This window comes from Amycolatopsis sp. NPDC088138, assembly GCF_044741685.1.
GTDB lineage: Bacteria > Actinomycetota > Actinomycetes > Mycobacteriales > Pseudonocardiaceae > Amycolatopsis.
The window spans coordinates 721,911-746,140 of the sequence record NZ_JBIUTB010000003.1; the positions used below are offsets into that span (position 1 = coordinate 721,911).

The window sequence follows — 24,230 nt, forward strand, 5'->3', positions numbered from 1 at the left end:
GTGCGCCCGCTGTGGCCCACCCTCCACACCGCGCGACTGACACTCGTCCCCTTGGCCGACGAGCACCTGGAGCTGGACTCCGACCCGGAGGTGATGCGCTACCTGACGGGTCGGGCCTCGACGCGCGCCGAGGTCGAGGCCGCGCACCGCCGCCGGATGGCGGTGTCGCCCGGGTTCGGCTTCTGGATGGGTTTTGCTTCCAGTGATTTCGTCGGCTGGTGGATCCTGCGGCCACCGCACGGCCCGGACCAGCCGTTCGTCGAGGGCGAGGCCGAGCTGGGGTACCGGCTGTTGCGGCGGCATTGGCGTCGGGGTTACGCCAGCGAGGGCTCTCGCGAGCTGCCGCGGTACGGCTTCGCTGAGCGAACACCCGGGGCACCGAAGGACCGAGGAACAACCCCACTCGAAAGCGAAACGGCTGGTCAGGCCGCGGCCGGAACCTCGGCGACCGCTCGCTTGTTCAGCCGCCGGATCCACCACAGCAGCGGCCCCGCCACCAGCCACGTGAAGAACACGAAACTGCCCAGCGGCAGCAGCGTCAGCGTCGCCGAGCGGCCGGCGACCCGGGCCAGTTCCGGGTCCGTCGCGTCGTACTCGATGCGGACCAGCTGGCCCGCGGCCAGGCCGTCCGGGTACAGGACTCCGTTGGCCGGGCTGTGGACGATGCCGTCCGGGGTCTCGAAGTGGATGATCGTGCGGTCGAAGGCCACCGAATCCACCGTGGCCGTCGCGGTGCCGAGCTGCCCGGAGATCGAGCGGTCGTTGCGGATCGCCGCGAACAGGAGGCACACGCACATCACGGTGAGGAGCGAGGCGACGGCGAGGGTTATCCACCACCCGACGCGCCTCGCCCGCTCACCTCTCGTGCTCACGCCGCGAGCGTAGCGGTACTGCTCAGTGCTTGTGCTCCGCGGCGAGATTCCGGTGGTTGGCCTGGATCTGGTCGAACGACTGCGGCTTCACCGAGGCGGCACGCGCCGTGAAAGCCGCGGGCGAAGCGCCGTTCGGGCCCACCGCCGGCTTGCCCGCCGTGTACAGCCACGTCTGGAACAGGTCGTACAGCGGCTTGCCCGAAACCTTCTCGGCCAGCGCGACGAAATCCTGGATCCGGCCGTTCGACCCGCCCTTCTGGACCTGCCACGCCTGCAGGATCTTGAAGAACGCCTCGTCACCGACGGCCGTGCGCAGCGCCTGCAGCGTCAGCGCGCCGCGGTCGTAGACGGCGTTGTCGAACTGGTTGTCCGCACCCGGGTCGGCCGGGACGAGCTTCCACAGCGCGGCGTCGGCCGCGTTGGAGTCGTAGGTGTACTGCGCCAGCTCGGCGACCGTGCCCTCGCCCTCGTGCTCCGACCACAGCCACTCGGCGTAGGACGCGAAGCCCTCGTTCAGCCAGATGTCGCTCCAGCGACCGAGCGAGACGTTGTCGCCGAACCACTGGTGGGCGTTCTCGTGCGCGATCAGCGTCGTGTTGGAGCCCGCGATGAAGTTGCGCGCGCCGTAGGTCGGCCGGGTCTGGTTCTCCAGCGAGAACGTGATGCCGCTGGTGACGACGCCGCCCTCGGCCTCGAACGGGTACGGGCCGAACTTCGTCGCCAGGAACGCGTCGATCTCCGGCGTCCGCTCGACGCTGGCCTTCGCCGCGTAGAGCGAGTCGCCGAGGTCGCTGCCGTACGCCGAGATGAACGGCTTGCCGTCCGGCGTCGTCGCCTGGTTGAGCTCGTACTTGCCGACGATGAACGACGTCAGGTACGTGGCCTGCTGCTTCGTGCTGCGCCACTGCCAGCGGGTCCAGCCGGCGCGGCTCTTCGTGGTGCGGACGAGCGTGCCGTTGGTGACGGCAACGTTGTCATCCGGAGCCTCGATGGAGACGTCGTAGGTCGCCTTGTCCGTCGGGTGGTCGTTGGCCGGGAACCACCACGCGGAGCTCTGCGGCTCGTCGACGCCCAGTGCGCCGAACGCGCCCTTCTTCCACGCGTTGAGCCCGTCGACCTTCTCCGTGGACGGCGTGTCCGAGTAGGCGACGACGACCGTGGCGGTCTGGCCCTTGAGCAGCGGCTGCGCCGGCGTGACGACGAGCTCGCCGTTGCCGTTCTGGTTCGCGAACTGGGCCGGGCGGTTGTTCACCAGCACGCTCGACGCCTTCAGGGCGAAGTCGAGGTCGAACCGCGACAGGTCCTGGGTCGCGGTGAGCAGCAGCGTCGTCGTGCCGGACAGCACGTCGGTCGCGGGCTGGTAGGTCAGGCGGATGTCGTAGTGCAGCACGTCCGTCCCGCCGTTGCCGGCGTTCGGGTAGTACGAGTCACCGACGCCGGGCGCACCGGGCGTCGGGGCCGCACTGGCGGTACCGGCGAGCAGCACCGAGGCGACCCCGGCCGCGAGCACACCAAGGCCGGTGCGAGTTCTTGCACGCATTCGAATCCCTCCAACGGGTGAGGATCAGCGCGCTCGAACGTAGCCAGCCAGGAAGCACCCAGGAACAGCCGAAGGGAGGATCTTGCCTGCTGGGATCACACCCGGAAAGCGGTTGACCAACCCGGTCAGACGGCGGAGGCCGTGGAAAGCGACCGTGCGTGCAGGTCGCGGTGCAGCGAGCGGTCCGCCCGCACCTCGCCACAGCACGATCGGCGTACCCAGGCGGTCAGCTCGCGTACCCGGAGGGTCGGCTCGCCCGGGCAGCGGCACCGGATCCGGCCGTCGCCTGCGGAATCCGGCGGGTCAGACGGCGGAGACGGCTGTGGATACCGCGGCGCGCAACCGTGCGTGCAGGTCGCGGTGCCGGGAACGGTCCACCCTGACCTCCACCACCCGCAGGCCCGGTGCGGGCCGTAGCGCCGCCTGGAACTCCGTCAGCGTCTCGGCCACGACGTGCGGGACGCGGTAGCCCGCGCAGAGCGCGCCCAGGTCGGCGCCGTGCGGGGTGCCGAAGACGCGCTCGAAGCTCGCCGAATGCTCCGGTGCGCCCTGCTCCAGCAGGGAAAAGATGCCGCCGCCGTCGTCGTTGCAGACCACGATCGTCAGGTCCGGGCGCTGTTCCGCGGGCCCGGTCAGCAGCCCGGACGCGTCGTGCAGGAACGTCAGGTCGCCCAGCAGCGCGTACGACGGGCCGCGGTGGACGTGCGCCGCGCCGATCGCCGTCGAAACCGTGCCGTCGATGCCCGCCACACCGCGGTTGCGGTGGACCAGGACGTCCGGGCGCAGGCGGCCGGCCAGGGCGACGTCGCGGGTCGGGTTGGACGAGCCCACCACCAGCAGCGAGTCCGGCGGCAGCGCGTCCACCAGCTCCGACGCCAGGCGCAACCCCGAAGGCCACGGCTCCGCGTCCAGCACCGACGTGACCGCCGCGGACGCCGCCGCGTCGGCCCGGCGCCAGCTGGCCAGCCACTCCGGGTCGGCGGGCTTGGTCGGCTCGTCGAACCACTGCCCGACCTGGCGGACGTTGTGCGCGGGCGCCGGCCAGTCCGAGTCCGGCCGGACCAGCAGCACCTCGACCGAGGCGTCCGAGAGCACCTTCTGGATCTGCCGGAACACCGTCGGACGGCCCAGGCAGAGCACCTGCTCCGGTTTGTGCCGCGTGATGAAGTCCTCGACACCGAGCAGCCACGCGCCGGACGAGATCGCCGTGCCGCCGGACAGCCCGAGACCGCCGGTCTCCGAGATCACCGGCCAGCCGTGCTGCTCGGCCCATTCACTGGCCGCCTGCACGCCGGTGTCGCACGCGATGACCAGGCCGTGGCGCGCCGAAGGCACCACGAACGACGGCAGCGCGCCGAAGTCCGGCAGCTCGGTCCAGCGCTCGCCGTCAGGACGGCCTTCGAGCGATTCGTACCATTCACCGTCATCGTCCAGGTCCGGCACGAGCGGCTCGCGGAACGGGATGTTCAGGTGCACCGGCCCGCAGCGCCACTCGCCGTACGCGGCGTTCCAGGCCCTGCAGATCTGGCTGCGCCAGTACGAGTTCTGCCCGGCCCGCCGCTCAGCGACGGCCAGCTCGTCGAAGTAGCGGATGGCGTTGCCGAAGAGCCGGTGCTGGTCGATGACCTGCGACGCACCCGCCGCGCGCAGCTCGGGCGGCCGGTCGGCGGTCAGCACGATCAGCGGGACGCCGGCCCGGTCGGCCTCCAGCACGGCCGGGTGGAAGTTCGCGGCCGCGGTGCCGGACGTGCAGAGCACGGCCACCGGGCGGCCGGTGCGCGCGGCGATGCCGAGGGCGAGGAACCCGGCGCCGCGCTCGTCGATCCGGACGTGGAGCTGGAGCTTCCCGGCCGCGGCCGCGTCGTAGAGCGCGATCGACAGCGGCGCGTTGCGGGAGCCCGGGCACAGGACGACGTGCGAAACGGTGTTGCGGACTAGCTCGTCGACGATGACCCTGGCCTGCGCGGTGGAAGGGTTCACCGGCAGGCTCCGAACAGATCACAGATGTCCACAGGTCCTATTCTCCCAAACGTGGATGACGCCCGAGTTTCCGAGCTGTTCGACCCGGCCGCGTGGACCGAGGTCGAAGGTTTCGCCTTCACCGACATCACCTACCACCGCTCCGCTGAGAACCGTGGCGGCAAACGCGTGGTGCGCATCGCGTTCGACCGTCCGGAGGTCCGCAACGCCTTCCGCCCGCACACCGTCGACGAGCTCTACCGGGCCCTCGACCACGCCCGGATGAGCTCCGACGTCGGCTGTGTCCTGCTCACCGGGAACGGCCCGTCGCCCAAGGACGGCGGGTGGGCGTTCTGCTCCGGTGGTGACCAGCGTATTCGCGGACGCTCCGGGTATCAGTACGCGAGCGGCGAGACCTCCGACACGGTGGACCCCGCGCGGGCCGGCCGGCTGCACATCCTCGAGGTCCAGCGGCTGATCCGGTTCCTGCCGAAACCGGTCATCGCGGTCGTGCCGGGCTGGGCCGCGGGCGGCGGGCACTCCCTGCACGTCGTGTGCGATCTCACGCTCGCCTCGGCCGAGCACGCGAAGTTCAAGCAGACCGACGCCGACGTCGGCTCGTTCGACGGCGGGTACGGCTCGGCCTACCTGGCGAAAATGGTCGGCCAGAAGTTCGCCCGCGAGATCTTCTTCCTCGGCCGCGAGTACTCCGCCGAGCAGATGCACCAGATGGGCGCCGTGAACGCCGTCGTGCCGCACGCCGACCTCGAAAAAGAGGCCCTGGACTGGGCGTGGACGATCGCCGGAAAGTCGCCGACGGCCCAGCGAATGCTGAAGTACGCGTTCAACCTCACCGACGACGGCATGGTCGGCCAGCAGCTGTTCGCCGGCGAGACCACCCGGCTGGCGTACATGCAGGACGAGGCCGTCGAAGGCCGTGACGCGTTCCTGCAGAAGCGCGACCCCGACTTCAAGGACGTCCCCTATTACTACTGAGCTGCGCCCCCTCGAGCTCGACGGCTCCCCCGAGGCGCTCGACGCGCTGAAGGCGGCCGTCGCGGACGCGCTGGGCGGTGGCCCGGCCGTGCTGCCGTTCACCGACCCCGCGCTGCGGGACGCGATGGCGCCCGGCGAGCCCGCCGAGCCGGACACCGCCGTCGTCATCGCCACGTCGGGGTCGACCGGCGCGCCCAAGGGCGTGCTGCTGTCGGCGCGCGCGCTGGTCGCGTCCGCCGAGGCCACCCACGTGCGCCTCGGCGGGCCGGGGCAGTGGCTGCTGGCGACGCCGGCGCACTACATCGGCGGGCTGCAGGTGCTGGTCCGGTCGCTGCTGGCGGGCACCGAGCCGGTCTACCTGACCGGCCACGGCTTCCGGCCGGACGACTTCGCCGCCGCGGCGGCGGCGCTGAAAGGCGGCCCGCGGTACACGGCGCTGGTGCCGACGCAGCTGGTCCGGCTGCTCGACGACGGCGGCGCGGGGCTGGCCGCGGCCAAGACGTTCGACGGGATCGTGGTCGGCGCGGCCGCGACGTCGGCCGCGCTGCGCGAGCGCGCCGCCGAAGCCGGGGTCCGGATCGTGCCCGCGTACGGCATGAGCGAGACGGCCAGCGGCTGCGTCTACGACGGCTTCCCGCTCGACGGCGTCCGCGTCGACGTCTCCGGCGACCGCGTCCGGATCGCGGGTGACGTCCTCGCGCACGGCTATCGGCTCCGGCCGGACCTGACCGCGGAGGCGTTCTCCGGCGGCTGGTTCACGACGTCCGACCGTGGGGTTCGTCACGACGACGGCCGCATCGAGGTGCTCGGCCGGGCCGACGACATGATCAACACCGGTGGCGTGAAGGTGTCCGCGAACGCGATCGAGCGTTTCCTGGCCGGCCGGCCGGGGGTGCGCGACGCGTGTGTCGTCGGGCTGCCGGACGCGGAGTGGGGCGAGGCCGTGGTGGCGCTCGTGGTCCCCGACGGCGAACCTCGTGAACCGGGCGAACTGCGGGCCGCGGTGCGGGCCGAGCTGGGCGCCGCGTCGACGCCGAAACGTCTGGAGTACGCCGCCGAGCTGCCCCTTCGCGGCCCGGGCAAGATCGACCGGGCCGCGGTGAAGGCCCGGTTCCTGCCGGGTTCGCGCGGCTGATCGGCGGCACTTCGTTGACATGCACGGGGTGCACCCACTTGGCTACTCACCATGACGCGCTGGATTCGCACCGCCCTGATCAGCACCGCCGTCGCACTGGGTGTCCTCCTCCCCGCGGGTGCGGCCCTGGCCGACGGTCCCAACTCGGACCCCAACAGCGGCCAGCTCACCTGGCAGCTGCCCACCACGAACTGACCTTCCGGGCTCCCGCTCGGCCGTGATCGTCATGGCGTTGAATGACGTCCATGGCGAGTGTGAGTGAGTGGATCGAGGGCGCGCGGCCGCGGACGCTGCCGAACGCGGTGGCCCCGGTGGTGGCGGGCGTCGGCGCGGCGATCGCGCTGGACGCGTTCTCCTGGTGGCGTTCGGTGCTGGCGCTGCTGGTTTCGCTCTCGCTGATCGTCGGTGTCAACTACGCCAACGACTACTCCGACGGCATCCGCGGCACCGACGAGCACCGCGTCGGCCCGCTGCGGCTGGTCGGTTCCGGCGTCGCCAACCCGAAGGCCGTCCTCACCGCGGCGCTGATCGCACTGGGCCTGGCCGGAGTGCTCGGCCTGCTGCTCGTCGCACTCAGCGGGCAGTGGTGGCTGCTGGCGATGGGCGCGCTCTGCATCCTCGGCGCGTGGTTCTACACCGGCGGCAAGAAGCCTTACGGCTACTACGGTTTCGGCGAGATCGCGGTGTTCGTCTTCTTCGGCCTGGCCGGGGTGCTCGGCACGGTGTACGTCCAGGCGGGCCGGATCAGCTGGGCCGCGCTGGCGTGTGCGGTCGCGGTCGGCTGCTTCTCGACGGCGGTCCTGACGGCCAACAACCTGCGTGACATCCCGACCGACGTCGACGCCGGCAAGCGCACCCTGGCCACCCGCCTCGGCGACCGCGGCACCCGGCGGCTCTACCTGGTGCTGATCGCGGTGCCGTACGTGCTCGCGCTGGTCCTGGCGTTCACCCTCCACTCGTACGCCGGGCTCCCCGTGCTCAGCGTGGCGCTGCTGTTCCAGTCCGTCAGCGCGATCCGGCTCAACGCGACCGGCCGCGACCTCATCCCGGCCCTGCGCGACACCGGTCTCGCGATGCTCGCGTGGGCCGTGCTGGCCGCGGTCGGCCTGAACCTCTAGGCGTCCGGGGCGAACTTCCCGGTCGCCAGGAACTCCTCGAACAACGCCGTGTGCGGCGCGAGGTCCAGACCTTGCTGGGCGATCCACTCGTCGTCGTAGTAGGTGTGCGCGTACCGCTCGCCGCCGTCGCACAGGAGCGTGACGACGCTGCCCGCCTGGCCGTCCTCCACCATGCGGGAGATCAGCCGGAACGCGCCGTAGAGGTTGGTTCCCGTGGAGCCGCCCGCCCAGTGCCCGGTGCGCTCGCGCAGCAGCCGGATCGCGGCCAGCGAACCGGCGTCGGGAATCCGGAACATCTCGTCGATCACGCCGGGCACGAACGACGGCTCGCACCGCGGCCGCCCGATGCCTTCGATCCGCGACGGCATGCCGGTCGCGTAGTCCAGCGCGCCGGTTTCCCAGGCACCGAAGAACGACGAGTTCTCCGGGTCGACCACGCAGACCTTGGTCGTGTGCCGCTTGTAGCGCACGTACCGGCCGAACGTCGCGCTCGTGCCGCCGGTGCCCGCGCCGACGACGATCCAGGACGGCACCGGGTGCCGCTCGGAGCGCATCTGCGCGAACACGGACTCGGCGATGTTGTTGTTGCCCCGCCAGTCCGTCGCGCGCTCGGCGTAGGTGAACTGGTCGAGGTAGTGGCCGCCGCACTCGGCCGCGAGCCGCTCCGCCTCGGGGTACATCGCCGGCGCCTGGTCGACGTAGTGGCACTCACCGCCGTAGAACTCGATGAGGGCGATCTTCTCCTTGCTCGTGCGCCGCGGCACCACGGTGATGAAGCGCAGGCCGAGCATGCGGGCGAAGTACGCCTCGGAGACCGCGGTGGAGCCGCTGGAGGCCTCGACGAGCACGGTGTCCGGCCCGATCTGGCCGTTGACGAGCCCGTAGAGGAACAGCGACCGGGCGAGCCGGTGCTTCAGCGAGCCGGTCGGGTGGACGGACTCGTCCTTGAGGTACAGGTCGATGCCCCACTCCGGGGGCAGGGGGAAGACGTGCAGGTGGGTGTCGGCGCTGCGGTTGGCGTCGGCCTCGATGATCCGGACGGCCTCGCGCACCCAGCTGCGGCTGTGCAGGCGGCTCATTCCGGCTGACCGGCGTTGTCGCCACGCAGCTGCGCGCGCAGCCGGGCCCGGGCCCGCGCGCGCTTCTCGTTGCGCTGGGCCAGGCCGGCCGTGACGCGGGCGTTGAGCGGGCGGAACAGCAGCAGGCCCAGCGGCAGGCCGACGACCAGGCCGATGAGCAGCGCGACCAGCAGGGGCACACCGGTCAGCGACAGCGCCCAGGCGATCGCGCCGACCAGCACGAACCGGGCCAGCAGGTACAGCGTCAGGTCACGGGGCAGGTTGGTGCTCACATCGACGCAGGTTACGCCCCGCCCGGCCGGTCTTTGTGCACGCCCGCGTTGTTCGGGCGCCCCTCGAAGCGGGTCGAGAGCACGACGGTGGTGTTCGTCCGCCCGACGCCGGGGATGCGCCGGAGCCGGCCGAGGGTCCGCTCCAGCTCGTCGACGGTCGGCACGCGCACCTTGACGACGAAGGCTTCGTCACCCGCGACGGCGTAGCAGCTCTCGACCTCGTCGAGCTCGCCGAGCGCGTCGGCGACGTCTTCGTCCGTCGCCGTGTCCGTCGGATGGATGCCGACGAGGGCGGTGACGCCGAGGCCGACCGAGCTCGGGTCCACGACCGCGTGGTACCCGGTGATCACGCCGGCCGCCTCCAGCTTGCCGACGCGTTCGTGTACCGACGACGCGGAGAGCCCGACGGCCCGCCCCAGATCGGCATAGGTGGCTCGTCCGTTGATACGCAACGCCGCGATGATCTTCCAGTCCAACTGATCCACGGCATCACTCTATGCGGTTGGACAATCCCCCATTGGCACCACGCCCGGCACCCACTGGACAAGGGAAGTGTCGTCTGCGCACTTCAGGTGACCGGATCCGATAGTTGCACAGCGTAAGCAACCTGTCCGTTTTGACCTTTAAGGGCTCTTTACTCTTGGACAACCGTTCGAGTACCTGACGGGTGAAGTGCAACGATTGCCGTGTTGGCTACCCCGGCGGAACGGGCCAAAAGGGCCCGGACGCCTCCGGTATAGCAGTGAGGTCGTTAAGGAGGCGGAAAATGACCGCGACGATGGGCGGACGACTGCTCACCCCAGGCGAGGTCGCAGCGCTGTTCCGGGTGGACCCGAAAACGGTCACCCGGTGGGCGACGGCAGGTCGCATCGGCTCGATCCGGACCCCGGGCGGGCACCGGCGGTTCCGTGAGTCCGAGGTGAACGAGCTCCTGGCCGAGCTGACCACGGACGCGAGCGAACCGGCTCGCAAGGCCTGAACCATCCGAACGTCGGGGCCGTGTCGGTAGGGGAAACCACCCCGCCCACGCGGCCCCTCGTTGTTCCCGGCGTCACGCCGCGGCACCGGTTCGGGCCCAAACCCCGCCGAAGCGGCTAACCTCGTGGGACTGGCAAGCCACACGGAAGGATCCGGCATGCTCGCTCTGCTCGCGGCCGTCGGCGCGCTGGTCGTCGCCCTGCTCCTGTGGCGGTCGTTCGCCGGTCAGCGGATCGGAGTGCCGTCGACCCCACGGCGCGCCCCGATCGCGCCCGACGACGACCCCGACTTCCTGCGCCAGCTGGCCGAACAGCAGCGCAAACGCCGGGACGAAGACCTTTAGGCCGCCCTTTACGTTCGGCCTCAGGCAACGCCGAATGCCGTGAAGGGCACCCTCAGGGCTTATCAGTCCGTGAGGGTGCCCTTCAGGGCATTGCTCGCGAGTCGCGCGGCTAGCGGTACTGCTGGGAGAGCGGGGTCGCGAAGCCGTCGGCGACCGTGGCCGCCAGGTCCAGCAGGGCCAGGCGGGTGTCGCCGCTCAGCCGGTCCAGCTCGATCTCGGCACCTTCTTCGAGGTGCGGGTCGAACGGGACCTGGCAGACCGCGCGGACCTTGGCGCCGAAGTGCGCCGAGAGCTTGTCGAGGTCGACCGAGCCGCCCTTGGGACGGACCGAGTTGATCACCGCGACCGAGCGTTTCACCAGCTCGCCGTAGCCGTGGGCCTCGAGCCAGTCGAGCGTCGCCGAGGCGCTGCGTGCGCCGTCGACCGAGCCGGACGAGACGACCACCAGCGCGTCCGCGACGTCCAGGACGCCCTTCATCGCCGAGTGCATCAGGCCGGTCCCGCAGTCGGTGAGCACGATGTTGTAGAAGTGCTCGAGCAGGTTGACCGTGCGGCGGTAGTCGTCCTCGGAGAAGGCCTCGGAAACGGCCGGATCCTGCTCGCTGGCGAGGATTTCGAGGCGGCTGGCCCCCTGGGACGTGTAGGACCGCACGTCGCTGTAGCGCGTGATGCGGGCCGCGTCGCGCAGCAGGTGGCGAACGGTCGCCGTGGTCTCCAGCGGGATCTTCTGCGAGAGCGTGCCGCGGTCCGGGTTGGCGTCCACGGCCACCACGCGGTCACCGCGCAGCGAGGCGAACGTCGCACCCAGCGTCGTGGTCACCGTGGTCTTGCCGACGCCGCCCTTCAGCGACAGCATCGCGATCTTGTAGCACCCGCGCAGCGGCTGGTTGACCCGCGCGATGAGGTCGCGGCGCCGGGTGTCGGCCGGGCTCTCCCCCGGGTTGACGAGCTTCCCGGTGCCGACGTAGACGGCCTTGCGCCAGCCCGACTGCGGCGGCCGCTTGACCTGCTTGACCAGGTGCGCCGTCGACAGGTCGTGACCGTGGCCGCCCGGCTGCTGCGGCGCGGCGTGCCGGCCGCCCTGCGGCTGCGGCAGGCCGGAGGGCTGCTGGGGCTGCTGCGGGTACTGGGCCTGGGCCTGGTACTGCTGCTGTTGCGGGTGCAGCGGCGGGAGGTTCTGGTCGTAGCCGTAGCTCGGCGGCACCTGGTGCGGCCCCGAGACCGCCGGGTTCGGCACCTGGTGCGGGCCCGACACGCTCGGGTTGGGCACCTGGTGCGGGCCCGACACGCTCGGGTTGGGCACCTGGTGCGGGCCCGACACCGCCGGGTTGGGCGGCGGCGCGACGGCCTGGGTCGGCTGCGCGTCCAAGGCGCCCGAAGTCTCCGGGTGCGGATGCGAGTCCGTCCGGTCGTCGGCGAACAGGCTGGTTTTCGGCTCCGCCTGCTGTTCGCCCTGTTCGGAGTGGCCTGGAGCCGATTCTTCGCTGGGTCCGGTCACCGGTGTAAACCTCCGCGCACTCCGCCCGACATCGTTCCCCCTGATGACGACGGTAGTCGGCGGGCCGGCGGGATGCTCAGCCCACCCCGGCGTAGGAGTGCAAGCCCGCCGTGACGAGGTTCACGAAGAACAGGTTGAAGATGATCGCGGCGAACCCGACGATGTTGATCGCCGCCGCCCGGGCACCGCGCCAGCCGGCCGTCGCGCGTGAGTGCAGGTAGGCCGCGTAGACGACCCAGGCGATGAACGCGACGGTCTCCTTGGGGTCCCAGCCCCAGAACCGGCCCCAGGCCGACTCGGCCCAGACGGCGCCGCAGAGCACGCCGAAGGTGAAGACCGGGAAGGCGAAGATCGTCGTCCGGTAGGCGATCCGGTCGAGGACGTCGGCCGCGGGCAGCTTCGAGGCGAACCGCGCGAACTTCGTCTGGTCCTTGTCGTAGGCCGCGCGGAACAGGTACAGCACGCTCGCGACACCGGGGACGAGGAAGACGCCGGAGCCGATGATGGCCGCCGAGACGTGGATGACCAGCCAGTACGACTGCAGCGCGGGCTGCACCGGCGCCGCGATCGTGTACAGCAGGGTGCCGTTGATGAACATCAGGATCACGACGGGCAGCAGCAGGAAGCCGGTGAGGTGCCGGACCGGGAACTTCCACATCACGATCAGCCAGGTGACCACCGTGATGAAGGTGACCGCCATGCCGTACTCGTACATGTTGCCCCACGGCGCGCGGTGCACGGCGAGCCCGCGCAGCACGATCGCCGACAGCTGCAGCAGGGCGCCGAGCACCAGCAGCGACGCGCCCATCTTGCCGATCCGCTCGGGACGCCCGGCCTCGCGCTGCCCGGCCTGGACCTGCTCGATCGGCGGCCCGCCGGCGCCGACGAGCTCACGCGCCCGCAGCTTGGCCCGCTCGGTGGCGAGCCGGCCCTTGGCGCCGAAGCCCTGCTCGATCAGCGTCATCATCAGCGCGACGACGTAGATCGCCGCGGCGGTGGTGTACAGCCAGTCGCTGTACCGCGACAGCGTCTCGTTGATCGGCATGACTTCAGCCCTTCTGGCCACTTATCAGGCGTTCGCTGATCCGGTGGAACTCTTCGCCGTACCCGGCCTGGTCGGTGCGGGCCAGCCCGGCGACCTCGATCACCGTACTCGGCTCGTCCTCGGTGCCCGGCTTCACCCGGACCCACAGCCGACGGCGCTTGACCAGCAAGGACGCGCCGAGGCCGAGGAACATCGAGATGGCGAAGCCGAGCACGAAACCCTGCGTCGGGTCGTGGGAGACCTGCAGCGAGACCCAGTGGCCGACACCGTCGAAGCGGACCTTCGTGCCGTCGTCGAGCTTGATCTCCTGGCCGACCTTCATGTTCTCGCGGGCGATCTTCTTCAGCCGCCCGTCGTCGACCAGCGACTGGTCGATCTCGAAGACCGACTGGCCGCGCCCGGAGTCCAGGCCGAGGTCGCCGCGCATGATGTCGACGGCGACGGCGGGGTCGCTCAGCTGCGGCGCCGACGACGTCAGGACGCCGCCGTGCACGAACGACGTCGGCGCGAAGAGGCCGGTGATGGCCAGCTGGCGCGTCCGCCGCTGCACCTCGTCGGTGACACCCGGCTGGTCGAACTTCGTCGCGCCCTCGGCGAGCATCGTGGTCGGGTCGACCGTGCGCCACTGCGTGTTCTGGGTGCGCTGGGTGCCGTCCGGGAAGGTCACCGTGAACTTCGGCGAGTAGCCCTGGCCGAGCAGGTAGACGCGGTCGCCGACGGTCCGCAGCGGCGAGTTGACCTCGAGGCCGTACGGGCGCCAGGTGTTCGTGTCGAGGTCCGGGCCGGACTGGTACTGGATGTTCGAGTGGTAGTACTCCGGCTCGCCGGCGTCGGTGTAGCGCACGGTGAAGTCGTTGATCTTCACGCAGAACGGGTCGAGGTCGGTGCCGTCGACGCGCAGGCCCGCGTTGAAGGAGTCGTAGTTGTAGATGCCGGAGTTGCAGAACGTGCTGCCGTCGGCCTGGACGATGACCTGGCCTTCGTAGCCGTACAGCTTGCCCAGCGCGAAGAACACGATCAGGCCCAGCATGCTGAAGTGGAAGATCAGGTTGCCGGTCTCGCGCAGGAACCCGCGTTCGGCGGAGATCGTGCGGACGCCGTCGGCCTCTTCCCTCTCGACGCGCCGCCAGCCGGACAGCTGCTTGTGGACGGCGGCCACCTCGGCGGAGACGTCCTGCTTGCCGCGCCCGAGCCGGTAGTGCGGCATCCGCGCCAGGTTGCGCGGGGTCAGCACCGGCTTGGCCCGCATCGCCTTGACGTACTCGAAGCTGCGCGGCGTGAGGCAGCCGACCAGCGAGATCATCAGCAGCAGGTAGATGGCCGAGAACCAGATGCTGGAGTAGACGTCGTAGAACTCGAGCTTGTCGAGCAGGGTGCCCCACCAGCCGTGCGCGCTGATGTACTCGTCGACCTTCGGCGCGTTCAGCTTCCGCTGCGGCAGGAGCGCGCCGGGCAGCGCGGCCAGCGCCAGCAGGAACAGCAGGACGAGCGCGGTACGCATCGACGTCAGGCCGCGCCAGGTGTTGCGCACGAAGGCGAAGGTGCGCTTGGCGGGGGTAGGACCCTTCGGTGCCACGGGAGGCGCTTCGGTGGTTGTCACAGCGGCAGCTCCAGGGAGCCCGTGAGCTCGTTGCGGAGGAAGCCCATCAGGTCTCCCCAGACGCCGGTGACCAGCAGGATCCCGACGACCATCAGCAGCGCGCCGCCGAAGATCTGCACGTGGCGGCCGTGCCGGCGCACCCAGTCGGTGGCCCGGACCGCCCAGCGGGCGCCGAGCGCGATGAGCAGGAACGGCACCCCGAGGCCGAGGCAGTAGACGGCGATCAGCAGGTAGCCGCGGGCCGCGGCGCCGCCGGTCGCGCTGGCCAGCGACATGACGGCCGAAAGCGTCGGGCCGATGCAGGGGGTCCAGCCGAGGCCGAAGACCGCACCGAGCAGCGGGGCGCCCCAGACGCCGCCGCCGGGCACGCGGTGCGAGCGGACCTCGCGCTGCAGGCCGGGGATCCAGCCGAGGAACACCAGCGCCATCGCGATGGTCAGGACACCGCCGATGCGCTGCAGCAGGTCCTGGTTGAGGGTGAGTGTGTCGGCCAGCCAGACCAGGGTGCCCAGGGTGGCGACGAACACGACGGTGAACCCGAGCACGAACAGCAGCGCGGCGCCCAGGACGGCCCAGCGGCCCTGCTTGCGCTCCTCGTCGGCCTTGACCGCGGGGGCGTCCGCGCCGACGAGCGCGGCGAGGTACGCGAGGTACCCCGGCACCAGCGGCACCACGCACGGCGAGGCGAAGGAGATCGTTCCGGCCAGCAGCGCGACGCCCGCGGCGAGCAGCAGCGGTCCGGAGATCGCCAGCTCGGTAACGGAGTTCACGGGATTGAGGGTAGGCAGTGAGGTCCCGGTGAGAACTCCGGGGCCGGTTCACAGGACCTACCTCACAGCAGTTCAGGACCTTGGTCCCGCTCGTGGCCCGTTGGTGCTTTCGCGTACTTGAACACCGCTCGGGCCCGACAGGCGTGGTGCACTGGTCTCTGATGGCACTCAACCAGGCGGTGGTGCTGGACGCCGCGATCGAGCTGCTCGACGAGACCGGGCTGGACGAGCTGACCACGCGCAGGCTCGCCGGCCGCCTCGGCGTGCGCGTCGGCGCGCTCTATTGGCACTACGCGAACAAGCAGGCGCTGCTGGACGCGATCGCCGAGCACATGCTGGCGGTGGCCACGCGCGGGCTGCGCACGTCCGGGACCTGGCGGGACCGCGTGACGGCCTTCGCGAACGCCCACCGCGACACGATGCTCGCCCACCCGGACGGCGCCCGGCTGATCGCGACGACGAGCAAGCCCGGACCGGCGGCGACGGAGTTCCTGGGCCACCTGCTCAGGACGCTCGGCGACGCGGGCATCCCGGAGCACGAGGCCTGCGCGGACGTCGTCACGAGCTACGTGAACGGCTTCACGGTCGAAGAACAGGCCCGCCGCACGACCGTGCCCCGCGCGGAGCGGGACGCGGCCTTCGCGACGGGCCTGGACGTTGTCCTCGACGGCCTAGCCGCCCGGGTCAGGCCTGCTCCGCCGCCAGGCGCTGGGTGACCGGCAGCAGGTCCTGGGCCAGCACCTGGCGCAGGAAGACCGCCGCCACGCGGTGCTGTTTGTCCAGCACGATCGTCGACGGGATGATGTTGCGCGGGTAGCCGCTCAGCTTGAGCAGGACCCGGCCGTCCGGGTCGTAGATCGACGGGTACGTCAGCTTGCGGTCGCGGACGAAGTCCTGCGCCACGTCGCGCGCCGGGTCGCGGACGTCGATGCCGACGACCTGCACCCCCGGGTCCTGCTCGGCCAGGCTCTCCAGCTCGGGCACCTCCGTGCGGCACGGCCCGCACCACTGGCCCCACAGGTTCAGCACGACGACCTTGCCGGGGAAGTCCGCCAGCGACAGCTGCTTGCCCTCGTTCATCAGGTCGTCGCCGGAGAGCACCGGCGCGGTCTGGCGCTCGGCGACGTCGTAGCTGATGTCGACCTTGCCGCCCGGGGAGACGAAGCTGAAGCTGCTGCCCTGGACCACCGCGTCCTTGCCCGCACTGCACCCCGCGATCAGGCCCAGTGCGGCCAGCGCGACGACGAGCCGTTTCATGCCCCGGTCACCTTCGGGTCGGTGGACCCCGCGGGCTCGCTGTAGACGATCTCGCGCAGCTCGTCGCCGTCGAAGACCAGGCTGGTCAGGGAGGCCAGCGAGCACTGGCGGCGGCGCGGGTCGTGCCAGAGCTTCCTGCCCTCGAGGAACCGCCGGAGCGTCCAGATCGGCAGCTGGTGCGACACGCAGAGCGCCTCGTGGCCCTCGGCCGCCTCCCGCGCCCGGTGGACCGCGCCGAGCATCCGGTGCGCGATCTCCAGGTACGGCTCGCCCCACGACGGCTTGAACGGGTTGACCAGCTTCGGCCAGTGCTTCGGCTCCCGCAGCGCGCCGTCGCCGACCGCGACGTGCAGGCCCTCGAACTGGTTGCCGGCCTCGATCAGCTCCGCGTCGGTCGCGATGTCGAGGCGGTGCGCGGCCGCGATCGGCGCCGCCGTCTCCTGCGCCCGCTGCAGCGGCGACGCGACGACGTGCACGAGGTCGTGGCCGGCGACGGCCTCGGCGACCGTCAGCGCCTGACGCTGCCCGCGCTCGGAGAGCCGGTAGCCGGGGAGCCGGCCGTAGAGGATCTTCTCGGGGTTGTGGACTTCGCCGTGGCGGAGCATGTGGACGACGGTGGTCACCGGACCGCTCCGGCCGCCGCCTGCGCCGCCGCGGGCAGCGCCGCTTCGATCACCGAGAACGCCTCGTCGTCCATGGCCGCGTTGACGAACCAGGCCTCGTACGCACTCGGGGGCGCGTACACCCCGCCGTCGAGCAGCGCGTGGAAGAACGGCGGGAAGCGCCAGGTCTCGGACGCCTGCGCGCCCGCGTAGTCGCGGACCGGCGCCTCGCCGAAGAACACGCTCACCAGGTTGCCCGCGTACTGGACGCTGTTGGCGACGCCGGCTTCGCTCAGCGCGAGGCGGAAGAGGTTGCCGAGGCGCTTCGCGTTGGCGTCGAGCGCCGCGTACACGCTCTGGTCGGCCGCGCGCAGCGTCGCGAGGCCCGTGGCCACCGCGACGGGGTTCCCGGACAGCGTCCCGGCCTGGTAGACCGGGCCGCCCGGGGCGAGCTTGGCCATGATGTCGGCGCGGCCGCCGAACGCCGCCGCCGGCAGGCCGCCGGACATCACCTTGCCGAACGTGTAGAGGTCGCCGGCCACGCCTTCGAGGCCGAACCAGCCCGCGCGCGAGACGCGGAAGCCGGTCATCACCTCGTCCATGACCAGCAGCGCGCCGTGCTCGTGGGCGATCTCCAGCAGGGCCGCGTTGAAGCCCTCGTCCGGCGCGACCGCGCCCATGTTGCCCGCTGCGGCCTCGGTGATCACCGCGGCGACCGTGTCCGGGTTGTCCACAAAGGACTGCCGGACGGCGTCGAGGTCGTTGTAGGGCAGCACGATCGTGTCGGCGGCCTGGGCGCCGGTGACACCCGGCGACGTCGGCAGCCCGAGCGTCGCGACGCCGGAGCCCGCCTGGGCGAGCAGCGCGTCGACGTGGCCGTGGTAACACCCGGCGAACTTGATGATCTTGGCGCGGCCGGTGAACCCGCGGGCCAGCCGGATCGCACTCATCGTGGCCTCGGTGCCCGAGTTGACCAGCCGCACCCGCTCGACGGGCTCGACCCGGCCGATGATCTCCTCGGCCAGCTCGACCTCGCCGATCGTCGGCGTGCCGAACGACAGCCCGGACGTCGCCGCCTCGCGCGCCGCCTCGACGACCGCCGGGTGCGCGTGCCCCAGGATCATCGGCCCCCAGGACGACACCAGGTCGACGTAGCGGTTCCCGTCGGCGTCCCACAGGTGCGGGCCCTCGCCGCGGACCATGAACCGCGGGGTGCCGCCGACCGAGTTGAACGCCCGGACCGGCGAGTTCACCCCGCCCGGGATGGCCGCCTTCGCGCGGTCGAACCATGCCTTGGACTGCTCGGTTCCAGTGCTCACCTCCCCAGTCTCGCAAACCCGGGCGGCGCGCCGCCGACCCCCGTCACCTGCGCTGAGCCCCTAAGATGGCCGGACGCCGCCCGGGAGGGGAACAACCGGTGACCGAACGTGTGTCACAGCGCAACCCGTGGCTGGTGCTGGCCGGCTTCCTCGGCGTCGTCGCCGTGGTCGCGGCGGTCGGTGCACTGGCCGCGACGTCGTCGAAGGAGATCTACGAGCGCTTCGACCTGCCGTCGTGGGCGCCACCGGTGTCCCTGTTCGGTCCGGTGTGGACGGTGCTGTACGTCACGATCGCGGTGTCCGGCTGGTGCTACTGGCGCACCGACGGCGAGAACCGCGGGTTCGCCGCGTACGGCATCGGCCTGCTGGCCAACCTGCTCTGGCCCCCGCTGTTCTTCGAGGGCGCCGCGGCCGTGCTCGCCCTGTTCGACATCGTGCTGCTGGACGTCGTCGTGGTCGTGACGATCGTCCTGTTCGCCCGCCGGTCGAAGCTCGCGGCCGCGCTGCAGGTGCCCTACCTGGCGTGGATCCTGTTCGCGACCGCGCTCAACACCGCCATCATCGTGCTGAACTAGCGCCCGGCCTGCTGGGTGATCGCCTGCGCGGCGACCGTCCCGTCGTCGCCCGCCTGGCCCTGGACGGTCACCGTCGAGCCCGGCTTGAGGTCGGCGACCTTGCCTGGCTGGGTCACCCCGACCGTCGTCGAGTCCGATGTGGACACCTTGACGTCCTGGCCCTGTGCGGTCTTCACGTAGACCGTGGTGCCGTCGACCCGGTCGACCGTGCCGGTGGTGCCACGCCCGCCGGCGCCGCGGAAGCCGCCGCCCTGCTGCCCGGTGCCCGTGCCGCCGGTCTGGCCGGTGCCGCCCTGCGTGCCGCCGGCCTGCGTTCCGCCGAAACCGCCGCCGCCCTGGCGCCCGGCCGGCGCGCCCGACGAACCCGACGACGAGCCGAACGCGGCGTGCGTCCAGGCACCGCCGGCGAACACGGCCGCGAGCACGACCAGCCCGGCCAGCACCATCGTGGCGCGGGAGAACGGCTTGGCCGCGCGGCGCATCTCGACGTTCAGGTCGCCCTCGACCGCCGGGCTGGCGACGATCTGCTCCGCCGTCGGCTCGGCGGCGGCCGCCGGCTCGACGGCCGGGAGCACCGCCGTCGGCTCGTCCCCGGGGACGGGCGGCGGGGTCGTCGTGGACGAAGACATCGGTGACTCCTTATTCGTGACGCAGGGCGTCGATCGGCCGCAGCTTGGCGGCCCGGTTCGCCGGGAAACTGCCGAAGAACAGCCCGATCAGGGCCGACACCGCGAAGGCGAGCAGGATCGACGAGGGCACCACGACCGGCTTGATCCCGGAGATGGTGAACCGGCTGCCGATCAGCCCGATCGCGACGCCGAGCAGCCCGCCGAACAGGCTGAGCATGGTCGCTTCGGCGAGGAACTGGCCGAGGATGGCCGAGCGCGGAGCGCCGATGGCCTTGCGGATGCCGATCTCGCGGATCCGCTCGGTGACCGTGACGAGCATGATGTTCGTGACGCCGATGCCGCCGACCAGCAGCGAGATCGCCGCGACCGCCGCCAGCAGCACGGTGAACGTCTCGGTCGCCGACGTCCGGGTCGCGAGCAGCTGCTCGGAGTTCTGGATCTGGTAGTCGGCGGTGCCGCCGAGCCGGATGCCGTGGCGCGCGTTGAGGATCGCGGTGATCTCGGACTGCGCCAGCGTGACGGCGTCCGCGCTGGTGGCCTGGACGGCGATCTGGCTGAGGCTGCCGTACCCGGCCAGCGAGTTCTGCACGGCCGAGATCGGCGCGATCGCGACGTCGTCGGCGTTCTGCAGCCCGGTGCTGCCCTTGGCCTGCAGCACCCCGACCACAGTGAACTGGATGCTGTTGAGCAGCACGTTCTTCCCGACGGCGGCGGTGCTGCTGCCGAAGATCGACTCCGCCGTCGTCGGGCCGAGCACGACGACCTTCCGCGCCGTCGTGACGTCTTCGGTGGTGAACAGCGCGCCCTCGGCAAGGTCGCGGTTCGTGGTGGTGAAGTACGCCGGCTCGGTGCCCGCGACGGTCGAGATGTCGTACGACGTCTGCCCGTAGGTCGCGGTCGCCGTCGTGTTGACCACCGGCGACGCGGCCTTGACGTCGGGCGCGCCGATCGGGTCGACCAGCGCGTGCGCGTCCTGCACGGTCAGCGGCCGCGCCGACGCGCCCTGGCCGCCGCCGCGCGCCGGGGAGACGTTGACGACGTTGGTGCCGAGGCCCTGGATGCTGGCCGCGATGGCCGCCGACGCGCCGTTGCCGACCGCGACGAGCAGGATCACCGCGGCGACGCCGATGGTGATGCCGAGCGTGGTCAGCGACGAGCGCAGCTTGTTCGCGGTGAGCCCGCGCACAGCGAAGCGCAGGATCTCGAAGAGGTTCACGACACGGCCCCCACGACCCCGGAGGCGCGGGTGACGTCGTCCTGGACGATCAGCCCGTCGTCGACCCGGACGACCCGGCGCGCGTGCGCGGCGACCTCGTCCTCGTGGGTGATCACGACGATGGTGCGGCCGAGCTGGTTGAGCCGGTCGAACACGCCGAGGACGTCCTCGGTGCTGCGGCGGTCCAGGTTGCCGGTCGGCTCGTCGGCGAGCAGCATCGCCGGCCCGGTGACCAGCGCCCGCGCCACGGCGACGCGCTGGATCTGGCCGCCGGACAGTTCGCTGGGCAGGTGCTTGGCCCGGTCGGACAACCCGACCATGTCCAGGGCCGCCAGCGCGCGGCGCCGGCGTTCCGACCGCTTGAGTCCACTGTAGACCAGTGGAAGCTCCACATTGGACAACGCCGACGTCCGGGGCACGAGGTTGAACGACTGGAAGATGAAACCGATCTTGCGGTTGCGCAGCAGGGCCAGCTGGCGCTCGTTGAGCTTGCCGACGCCGAAGCCGTCCAGCAGGTACTGGCCGGAGGTCGGGACGTCGAGGCAGCCCAGCATGTTCAGCAGCGTCGACTTGCCCGAGCCGGACGCGCCCATGATCGCGACGTACTCGCCGGGCCACACGGTGAGGTTGACCCCGCGCAGCGCGTGCACCGCCGTCTCCCCCGCGCCGTAGGTCTTGCGCAGTCCGGAGACCGCGATCACCGGGTTCACCCGCGGCCGCCGAAACCGCCGCCGGCGCCCGTACCGGTGCCGCGCTGGCCGCCGCCGGGGAAGCCGCCGGTCCCGCCACCCGGGAACCCGCCGGTGCCACCCGTGCCGCCGGTCCCGGTGCGGCCGGTGCCCCCGGCGCCGGTGGCGGCCGTCGCGGTGAGCACGACGTTCTCACCCTCGGTCAGGCCGGAGGTGATCTGCACCGTCGACTCGCCGCGGATGCCGACCTGCACCTGGCGCGGGACGTTCTGGCCGTTCTCCTGCACGGTGACGATGTTCGTGTTGCCTGCGGTCGTCACGGCCGCGGCCGGCACGCTCAGCGCGTTCTCCGCCTCGGCGACGGTGATCACGACGCTCGCCGACTGGCCGGGCCGCAGCCCGTCCGGCGGGCTGGTCAGCGCCAGCTGGGCGCCGTAGGACACGACGCTGCCGCTGGTCGTCGGGGTCAGGTTGATGCTGGCGACGGACGCCTGGATCGGCTTGTCCGGCAGCGCGTTGAGCGTCACCGTGGCCTTCTGGCCCGCCTTGACCTTGCTGACGTCGATCTCGGCGACCGAGGTGTTCACGACCAGGCCGGTCATGTTCGTGATGGTGATGAACCCGGTGCTGCTGCTGGAGCTGCTGGACGACGCCGCCGAGCTGGAGTTCGACGAGCCCTGGCCGCCCTGGCCGCTGCCGCTGGTCGAGGTCTGCGAGCTGCTCGCCGAGCCGCCGCTCGAGGACTGCTGCCCGACCGTGCCGTTGACCGCGGTGACGGTGCCGGCGCCGGGCGCGTAGAGCGAGGTGTTGTCCAGCGCGGTCTGCGCAGTCTGGACGTCCAGCTCGGCCTGGTCCAGCTTCGCCTGCGCCGAGGTGACGCTGTTGGCGGCGGACTGGGAGCTGCTCTGGCTGTTCTGACTGTTCTGGCCGGTGGCCGGGGTGTCCTCGGCGGTCTCGGCGGCGTCGAGACTGTCCTGCGCCACCGAGAGGTTCGCCTTCGCGACCTGAAGCTGCTTGGACGCCTGCGTGCTGTCGACGGTCGCGAGCTTCTGGCCGGCGCTCACGACGTCGCCGACCTTGACGTCGATCGACGTCACCTTGCCGGCCGTCGTGAAGTTCGCCGCGCCCGTGTAGCTGCTGGCGAGCGTCCCGGCGGCGGAAATCGTCTCGGAGACCGTCGCCCGGCGCACCTGCGTGCTGCGGGTCTGGGCCTGAGCCGTGTTCGAAGCCGGGGTAAAGGCTTGGTATATCCCGAATCCCGCCCCGGCCAGTAGCACGATCAGAGCACCGTTGATCACCCATGCCCTGGAGGCACGCACCCGCGTCATGCGGCAACAGTGCTGCCGCCGCTTAGCAATTGACTGTTGGTTCCCTGTGGAGGAGCTGTGTATCAGTCCTTCGGCTTTCGCGGGCGCGTACGCAGCGCGAGAGACAGCTGACGGACCGCGTCCACCAGCAGGATCGCGGCCACGACACCGAGCCCGATGGCCGCGGCGAGGTGCCCCCCGAAGTACCGGTGGGACTCGAGGACGGCGCCGTCGTCGGTGCGCGTCACGACGGTGGCCATGCCGGTGTGCCAGAAGGCGTAGACGCCCCAGCCGGCCGCGACGGCGAGCACGACCTCCAGGACGGCGACCAGAATCCGCCACGGCTTGTGCAGCCGCGCGGCGGACCCGGATTCATCCGGCGGCCAGAGCTCGGCCCCGGTGGGCTGCGGAAGGTCGATCACAGAGGCGATTTTCTCACGTCTCCCGCGGCGTCGCCCGGACGAGGCGGTCCAGCGCGTCCTGCAGGGCCTCGACGTCCTTGGCCCACGCCAGCACCACCGAGCCGTCGGCGAGCTTCACCGGCAGCGAGTCGTACTTGCGCGGCACCGACCAGCCGCCGCCCAGGACGCGGGCGCCGACCGGGGTGCCGACGTCCGTGACGTCGGCGAGCTGGTCCGCCGGCACCTTCTCGCGGCCCTGACGCAGCTGCTTCGTCGTGACTTCCAGCGAGAGGAACCGGCGCCGCGCGTACACCCACGGGACCGTGATGACGCACAGGCCGAACCCGACCATCAGCCAGCCCACGACGTGCACCGGGCCGCCCGTCACCAGCTCCGCCAGGGCCCCGGCCAGCGCGAACACCGGGCCCCACACGATGGCGACCCAGCTCACGCCGGACTCGGCGTAGAGCCGCTCGCTCACGAGCGCTTGCCGACCTTCGGGAAGTACAACGGCGCCGTGTACAGCAGGAAGATCGCGACGATGAAGACGAACAGCGCGATGATCGTCAGGAGGTTGATGATCGGCGCGATCACGAAGATCAGCAGCACCATCACGACCGGCAGGACGGTCAGCACCGTCCGCGCCGAGCGGGTGCCTTCGCGGGCCTTGTACGCGAAGAGCATGAACAGCAGCGCGAAGATGATCGACCCGAAGAGCATGTACCACAGGCGCGAGGTGACGCCGTCCGCGATCTGCTGCGGCGAGTACTGCGGGTCCTTGGTGGCCTCGACGATCTGCGCGATGACCGCCGACTTGCTGCTGAGCAGCTGGATGTAACCGCCGATCAGCAGCACACTGCCGGCGAGCCACAGCCAGAACGACCACTTCACCGCCTTGGGCGGGTCGGCCTTCGGCGCCTGCTCGCCCGGCAGGACCGGATCCGGCGCTCCGCCCAGCTTGCGACGCTCGTCGTCGGTGAGACCGTTGAGGTCTTCGGTGTTCTTGTCGTTCTCCGGCACGCGAGGACTC

The 24,230-nt window shown here is 71.1% G+C and carries 28 protein-coding genes and 1 pseudogene; 9 read left to right on the top strand and 20 right to left on the bottom strand.

The features are described 5' to 3' along the window. Positions 1-354, top strand: a pseudogene (locus tag ACIOD2_RS18435) (GNAT family N-acetyltransferase); the annotation flags it as partial. Positions 355-422: 68 nt separating this feature from the next. On the opposite strand, the gene ACIOD2_RS18440 reads toward ACIOD2_RS18435, so the two are convergent. The 3 genes from ACIOD2_RS18440 to menD form a co-directional block, all read right to left on the bottom strand. After that, a complete protein-coding gene (locus ACIOD2_RS18440) occupies positions 423-872 on the bottom strand; it encodes a DUF3592 domain-containing protein (RefSeq protein ID WP_400539258.1) in 450 nt (149 codons plus the stop codon). Positions 873-894: 22 nt separating this feature from the next. Continuing rightward, on the bottom strand, positions 895-2,412 hold the full coding sequence (locus ACIOD2_RS18445) for a M1 family metallopeptidase (RefSeq protein ID WP_400539260.1): 1,518 nt from the start codon (positions 2,410-2,412) through the stop codon (positions 895-897). Between the two features lie 303 nt (positions 2,413-2,715). Beyond that, on the bottom strand, positions 2,716-4,392 hold the full coding sequence (gene menD / locus ACIOD2_RS18450; RefSeq protein WP_400539262.1) for a 2-succinyl-5-enolpyruvyl-6-hydroxy-3-cyclohexene-1-carboxylic-acid synthase: 1,677 nt from the start codon (positions 4,390-4,392) through the stop codon (positions 2,716-2,718). A gap of 51 nt (positions 4,393-4,443) precedes the next feature. Between menD and ACIOD2_RS18455 the strand changes: the two genes are divergently transcribed. The 4 genes from ACIOD2_RS18455 to ACIOD2_RS18470 are packed head-to-tail and all read left to right on the top strand — an operon-like array spanning position 4,444 to position 7,620. Then, complete coding sequence (locus ACIOD2_RS18455) at positions 4,444-5,367, top strand: 1,4-dihydroxy-2-naphthoyl-CoA synthase (protein WP_400539264.1); 924 nt, start codon at positions 4,444-4,446, stop codon at positions 5,365-5,367. 1 nt (position 5,368) lies between these two features. Further along, positions 5,369-6,502, top strand: a complete 1,134-nt coding sequence (menE, locus tag ACIOD2_RS18460) for an o-succinylbenzoate--CoA ligase (protein ID WP_400540397.1) — start codon at positions 5,369-5,371, stop codon at positions 6,500-6,502. Positions 6,503-6,553: 51 nt separating this feature from the next. Beyond that, positions 6,554-6,697, top strand: coding sequence for a hypothetical protein (locus tag ACIOD2_RS18465; RefSeq protein WP_400539266.1), 144 nt, complete (start codon positions 6,554-6,556; stop codon positions 6,695-6,697). 50 nt (positions 6,698-6,747) lie between these two features. Next, positions 6,748-7,620: a 1,4-dihydroxy-2-naphthoate polyprenyltransferase gene (locus ACIOD2_RS18470; RefSeq protein ID WP_400539268.1), complete on the top strand. Its 873-nt coding sequence runs from the start codon at positions 6,748-6,750 to the stop codon at positions 7,618-7,620. Here the strand turns inward: ACIOD2_RS18470 and ACIOD2_RS18475 are convergent. Genes ACIOD2_RS18475 through ACIOD2_RS18485 form a run of 3 tightly spaced genes read right to left on the bottom strand, consistent with a single transcriptional unit; the run spans position 7,617 to position 9,456 of the window. After that, positions 7,617-8,699: a PLP-dependent cysteine synthase family protein gene (locus ACIOD2_RS18475; RefSeq protein WP_400539269.1), complete on the bottom strand. Its 1,083-nt coding sequence runs from the start codon at positions 8,697-8,699 to the stop codon at positions 7,617-7,619. The two genes, ACIOD2_RS18470 and ACIOD2_RS18475, sit on opposite strands and share 4 nt — an antisense overlap. Next, complete coding sequence (locus tag ACIOD2_RS18480) at positions 8,696-8,971, bottom strand: DUF4229 domain-containing protein (RefSeq protein WP_400539271.1); 276 nt, start codon at positions 8,969-8,971, stop codon at positions 8,696-8,698. The genes ACIOD2_RS18475 and ACIOD2_RS18480 overlap by 4 nt, the downstream gene beginning before the upstream one ends. Before the next feature lie 11 nt (positions 8,972-8,982). Beyond that, complete coding sequence (locus ACIOD2_RS18485; RefSeq protein ID WP_400539273.1) at positions 8,983-9,456, bottom strand: Lrp/AsnC family transcriptional regulator; 474 nt, start codon at positions 9,454-9,456, stop codon at positions 8,983-8,985. 281 nt (positions 9,457-9,737) lie between these two features. Here ACIOD2_RS18485 and ACIOD2_RS18490 point away from each other — a divergent pair, with 281 nt between their 5' ends. Together ACIOD2_RS18490 and ACIOD2_RS18495 are read left to right on the top strand one after the other, a co-directional pair. Further along, the gene (locus ACIOD2_RS18490) at positions 9,738-9,950 is read left to right on the top strand and encodes a BldC family transcriptional regulator (protein WP_072474890.1); all 213 of its coding nucleotides are present in this window, start codon (positions 9,738-9,740) and stop codon (positions 9,948-9,950) included. Between the two features lie 156 nt (positions 9,951-10,106). Beyond that, positions 10,107-10,292 carry a hypothetical protein gene (locus ACIOD2_RS18495; protein ID WP_323329386.1) on the top strand — a complete coding sequence of 62 codons (186 nt, stop codon included), beginning with the start codon at positions 10,107-10,109 and terminating at the stop codon, positions 10,290-10,292. A gap of 109 nt (positions 10,293-10,401) precedes the next feature. Here the strand turns inward: ACIOD2_RS18495 and ACIOD2_RS18500 are convergent, their stop codons facing one another. The 4 genes from ACIOD2_RS18500 to ACIOD2_RS18515 all read right to left on the bottom strand — a co-directional run bounded on the left by ACIOD2_RS18500 (position 10,402) and on the right by ACIOD2_RS18515 (position 15,205). Then, the gene (locus tag ACIOD2_RS18500) at positions 10,402-11,790 is read right to left on the bottom strand and encodes an AAA family ATPase (protein WP_400539276.1); all 1,389 of its coding nucleotides are present in this window, start codon (positions 11,788-11,790) and stop codon (positions 10,402-10,404) included. 76 nt (positions 11,791-11,866) lie between these two features. Further along, entirely contained in the window at positions 11,867-12,835 is a 969-nt protein-coding gene (gene ccsB, locus ACIOD2_RS18505; RefSeq protein ID WP_400539278.1) for a c-type cytochrome biogenesis protein CcsB, read from the bottom strand. A gap of 4 nt (positions 12,836-12,839) precedes the next feature. Further along, positions 12,840-14,435, bottom strand: coding sequence for a cytochrome c biogenesis protein ResB (locus ACIOD2_RS18510; protein ID WP_400539280.1), 1,596 nt, complete (start codon positions 14,433-14,435; stop codon positions 12,840-12,842). Beyond that, positions 14,432-15,205, bottom strand: coding sequence for a cytochrome c biogenesis CcdA family protein (locus ACIOD2_RS18515; protein WP_400539282.1), 774 nt, complete (start codon positions 15,203-15,205; stop codon positions 14,432-14,434). The genes ACIOD2_RS18510 and ACIOD2_RS18515 overlap by 4 nt, the downstream gene beginning before the upstream one ends. 161 nt (positions 15,206-15,366) lie before the next feature. On the opposite strand from ACIOD2_RS18515, the gene ACIOD2_RS18520 reads away from it, so the two are divergent. After that, positions 15,367-15,921: a TetR/AcrR family transcriptional regulator C-terminal domain-containing protein gene (locus ACIOD2_RS18520; RefSeq protein WP_400539284.1), complete on the top strand. Its 555-nt coding sequence runs from the start codon at positions 15,367-15,369 to the stop codon at positions 15,919-15,921. Here ACIOD2_RS18520 and ACIOD2_RS18525 read toward each other — a convergent pair. Genes ACIOD2_RS18525 through hemL form a run of 3 tightly spaced genes read right to left on the bottom strand, consistent with a single transcriptional unit; the run spans position 15,890 to position 18,383 of the window. Continuing rightward, on the bottom strand, positions 15,890-16,462 hold the full coding sequence (locus ACIOD2_RS18525; RefSeq protein ID WP_400539285.1) for a TlpA family protein disulfide reductase: 573 nt from the start codon (positions 16,460-16,462) through the stop codon (positions 15,890-15,892). The genes ACIOD2_RS18520 and ACIOD2_RS18525 overlap by 32 nt on opposite strands. Continuing rightward, positions 16,459-17,085: a histidine phosphatase family protein gene (locus ACIOD2_RS18530; protein WP_400539286.1), complete on the bottom strand. Its 627-nt coding sequence runs from the start codon at positions 17,083-17,085 to the stop codon at positions 16,459-16,461. The genes ACIOD2_RS18525 and ACIOD2_RS18530 overlap by 4 nt, the downstream gene beginning before the upstream one ends. Continuing rightward, positions 17,082-18,383, bottom strand: a complete 1,302-nt coding sequence (gene hemL, locus ACIOD2_RS18535; protein WP_400539288.1) for a glutamate-1-semialdehyde 2,1-aminomutase — start codon at positions 18,381-18,383, stop codon at positions 17,082-17,084. Before hemL ends, ACIOD2_RS18530 begins: the two co-directional genes overlap by 4 nt. Before the next feature lie 98 nt (positions 18,384-18,481). Between hemL and ACIOD2_RS18540 the strand changes: the two genes are divergently transcribed. Continuing rightward, entirely contained in the window at positions 18,482-18,958 is a 477-nt protein-coding gene (locus ACIOD2_RS18540) for a TspO/MBR family protein (RefSeq protein ID WP_400539290.1), read from the top strand. On the opposite strand, the gene ACIOD2_RS18545 is transcribed toward ACIOD2_RS18540, so the two are convergent. From ACIOD2_RS18545 to ACIOD2_RS18575, 7 genes are all read right to left on the bottom strand, one after another. Next, positions 18,955-19,587 (bottom strand): hypothetical protein, encoded by a 633-nt coding sequence (locus tag ACIOD2_RS18545; protein ID WP_400539292.1) that lies wholly within the window; start codon positions 19,585-19,587, stop codon positions 18,955-18,957. The two genes, ACIOD2_RS18540 and ACIOD2_RS18545, sit on opposite strands and share 4 nt — an antisense overlap. A gap of 10 nt (positions 19,588-19,597) precedes the next feature. Beyond that, the gene (locus ACIOD2_RS18550; protein WP_400539294.1) at positions 19,598-20,803 is read right to left on the bottom strand and encodes an ABC transporter permease; all 1,206 of its coding nucleotides are present in this window, start codon (positions 20,801-20,803) and stop codon (positions 19,598-19,600) included. Continuing rightward, on the bottom strand, positions 20,800-21,513 hold the full coding sequence (locus tag ACIOD2_RS18555) for an ABC transporter ATP-binding protein (protein ID WP_400539296.1): 714 nt from the start codon (positions 21,511-21,513) through the stop codon (positions 20,800-20,802). Before ACIOD2_RS18555 ends, ACIOD2_RS18550 begins: the two co-directional genes overlap by 4 nt. Beyond that, complete coding sequence (locus ACIOD2_RS18560; RefSeq protein WP_400539298.1) at positions 21,510-22,820, bottom strand: efflux RND transporter periplasmic adaptor subunit; 1,311 nt, start codon at positions 22,818-22,820, stop codon at positions 21,510-21,512. The genes ACIOD2_RS18555 and ACIOD2_RS18560 overlap by 4 nt, the downstream gene beginning before the upstream one ends. A 62-nt stretch (positions 22,821-22,882) precedes the next feature. Beyond that, positions 22,883-23,221 carry a hypothetical protein gene (locus ACIOD2_RS18565; RefSeq protein WP_400539300.1) on the bottom strand — a complete coding sequence of 113 codons (339 nt, stop codon included), beginning with the start codon at positions 23,219-23,221 and terminating at the stop codon, positions 22,883-22,885. A 13-nt stretch (positions 23,222-23,234) separates the two neighbouring features. Next, positions 23,235-23,681 carry a hypothetical protein gene (locus ACIOD2_RS18570; protein WP_400539302.1) on the bottom strand — a complete coding sequence of 149 codons (447 nt, stop codon included), beginning with the start codon at positions 23,679-23,681 and terminating at the stop codon, positions 23,235-23,237. Beyond that, on the bottom strand, positions 23,678-24,220 hold the full coding sequence (locus tag ACIOD2_RS18575) for a hypothetical protein (protein WP_400539304.1): 543 nt from the start codon (positions 24,218-24,220) through the stop codon (positions 23,678-23,680). Before ACIOD2_RS18575 ends, ACIOD2_RS18570 begins: the two co-directional genes overlap by 4 nt. Positions 24,221-24,230 lie beyond the last annotated feature (10 nt).

What these genes read in the sequence shown, in the direction of transcription:
- ACIOD2_RS18445 (WP_400539260.1), bottom strand. Translation starts at nt 2,412, where the DNA reads ATGCGTGCAAGAACTCGCACCGGCCTTGGTGTGCTCGCGGCCGGGGTC.
- ACIOD2_RS18465 (WP_400539266.1), top strand. Translation starts at nt 6,554, where the DNA reads ATGACGCGCTGGATTCGCACCGCCCTGATCAGCACCGCCGTCGCACTG.
- ACIOD2_RS18470 (WP_400539268.1), top strand. Translation starts at nt 6,748, where the DNA reads ATGGCGAGTGTGAGTGAGTGGATCGAGGGCGCGCGGCCGCGGACGCTG.
- ACIOD2_RS18475 (WP_400539269.1), bottom strand. Translation starts at nt 8,699, where the DNA reads ATGAGCCGCCTGCACAGCCGCAGCTGGGTGCGCGAGGCCGTCCGGATC.
- ACIOD2_RS18490 (WP_072474890.1), top strand. Translation starts at nt 9,738, where the DNA reads ATGACCGCGACGATGGGCGGACGACTGCTCACCCCAGGCGAGGTCGCA.
- ACIOD2_RS18495 (WP_323329386.1), top strand. Translation starts at nt 10,107, where the DNA reads ATGCTCGCTCTGCTCGCGGCCGTCGGCGCGCTGGTCGTCGCCCTGCTC.
- ccsB (WP_400539278.1), bottom strand. Translation starts at nt 12,835, where the DNA reads ATGCCGATCAACGAGACGCTGTCGCGGTACAGCGACTGGCTGTACACC.
- ACIOD2_RS18520 (WP_400539284.1), top strand. Translation starts at nt 15,367, where the DNA reads ATGGCACTCAACCAGGCGGTGGTGCTGGACGCCGCGATCGAGCTGCTC.
- ACIOD2_RS18525 (WP_400539285.1), bottom strand. Translation starts at nt 16,462, where the DNA reads ATGAAACGGCTCGTCGTCGCGCTGGCCGCACTGGGCCTGATCGCGGGG.
- ACIOD2_RS18545 (WP_400539292.1), bottom strand. Translation starts at nt 19,587, where the DNA reads ATGTCTTCGTCCACGACGACCCCGCCGCCCGTCCCCGGGGACGAGCCG.
- ACIOD2_RS18560 (WP_400539298.1), bottom strand. Translation starts at nt 22,820, where the DNA reads ATGACGCGGGTGCGTGCCTCCAGGGCATGGGTGATCAACGGTGCTCTG.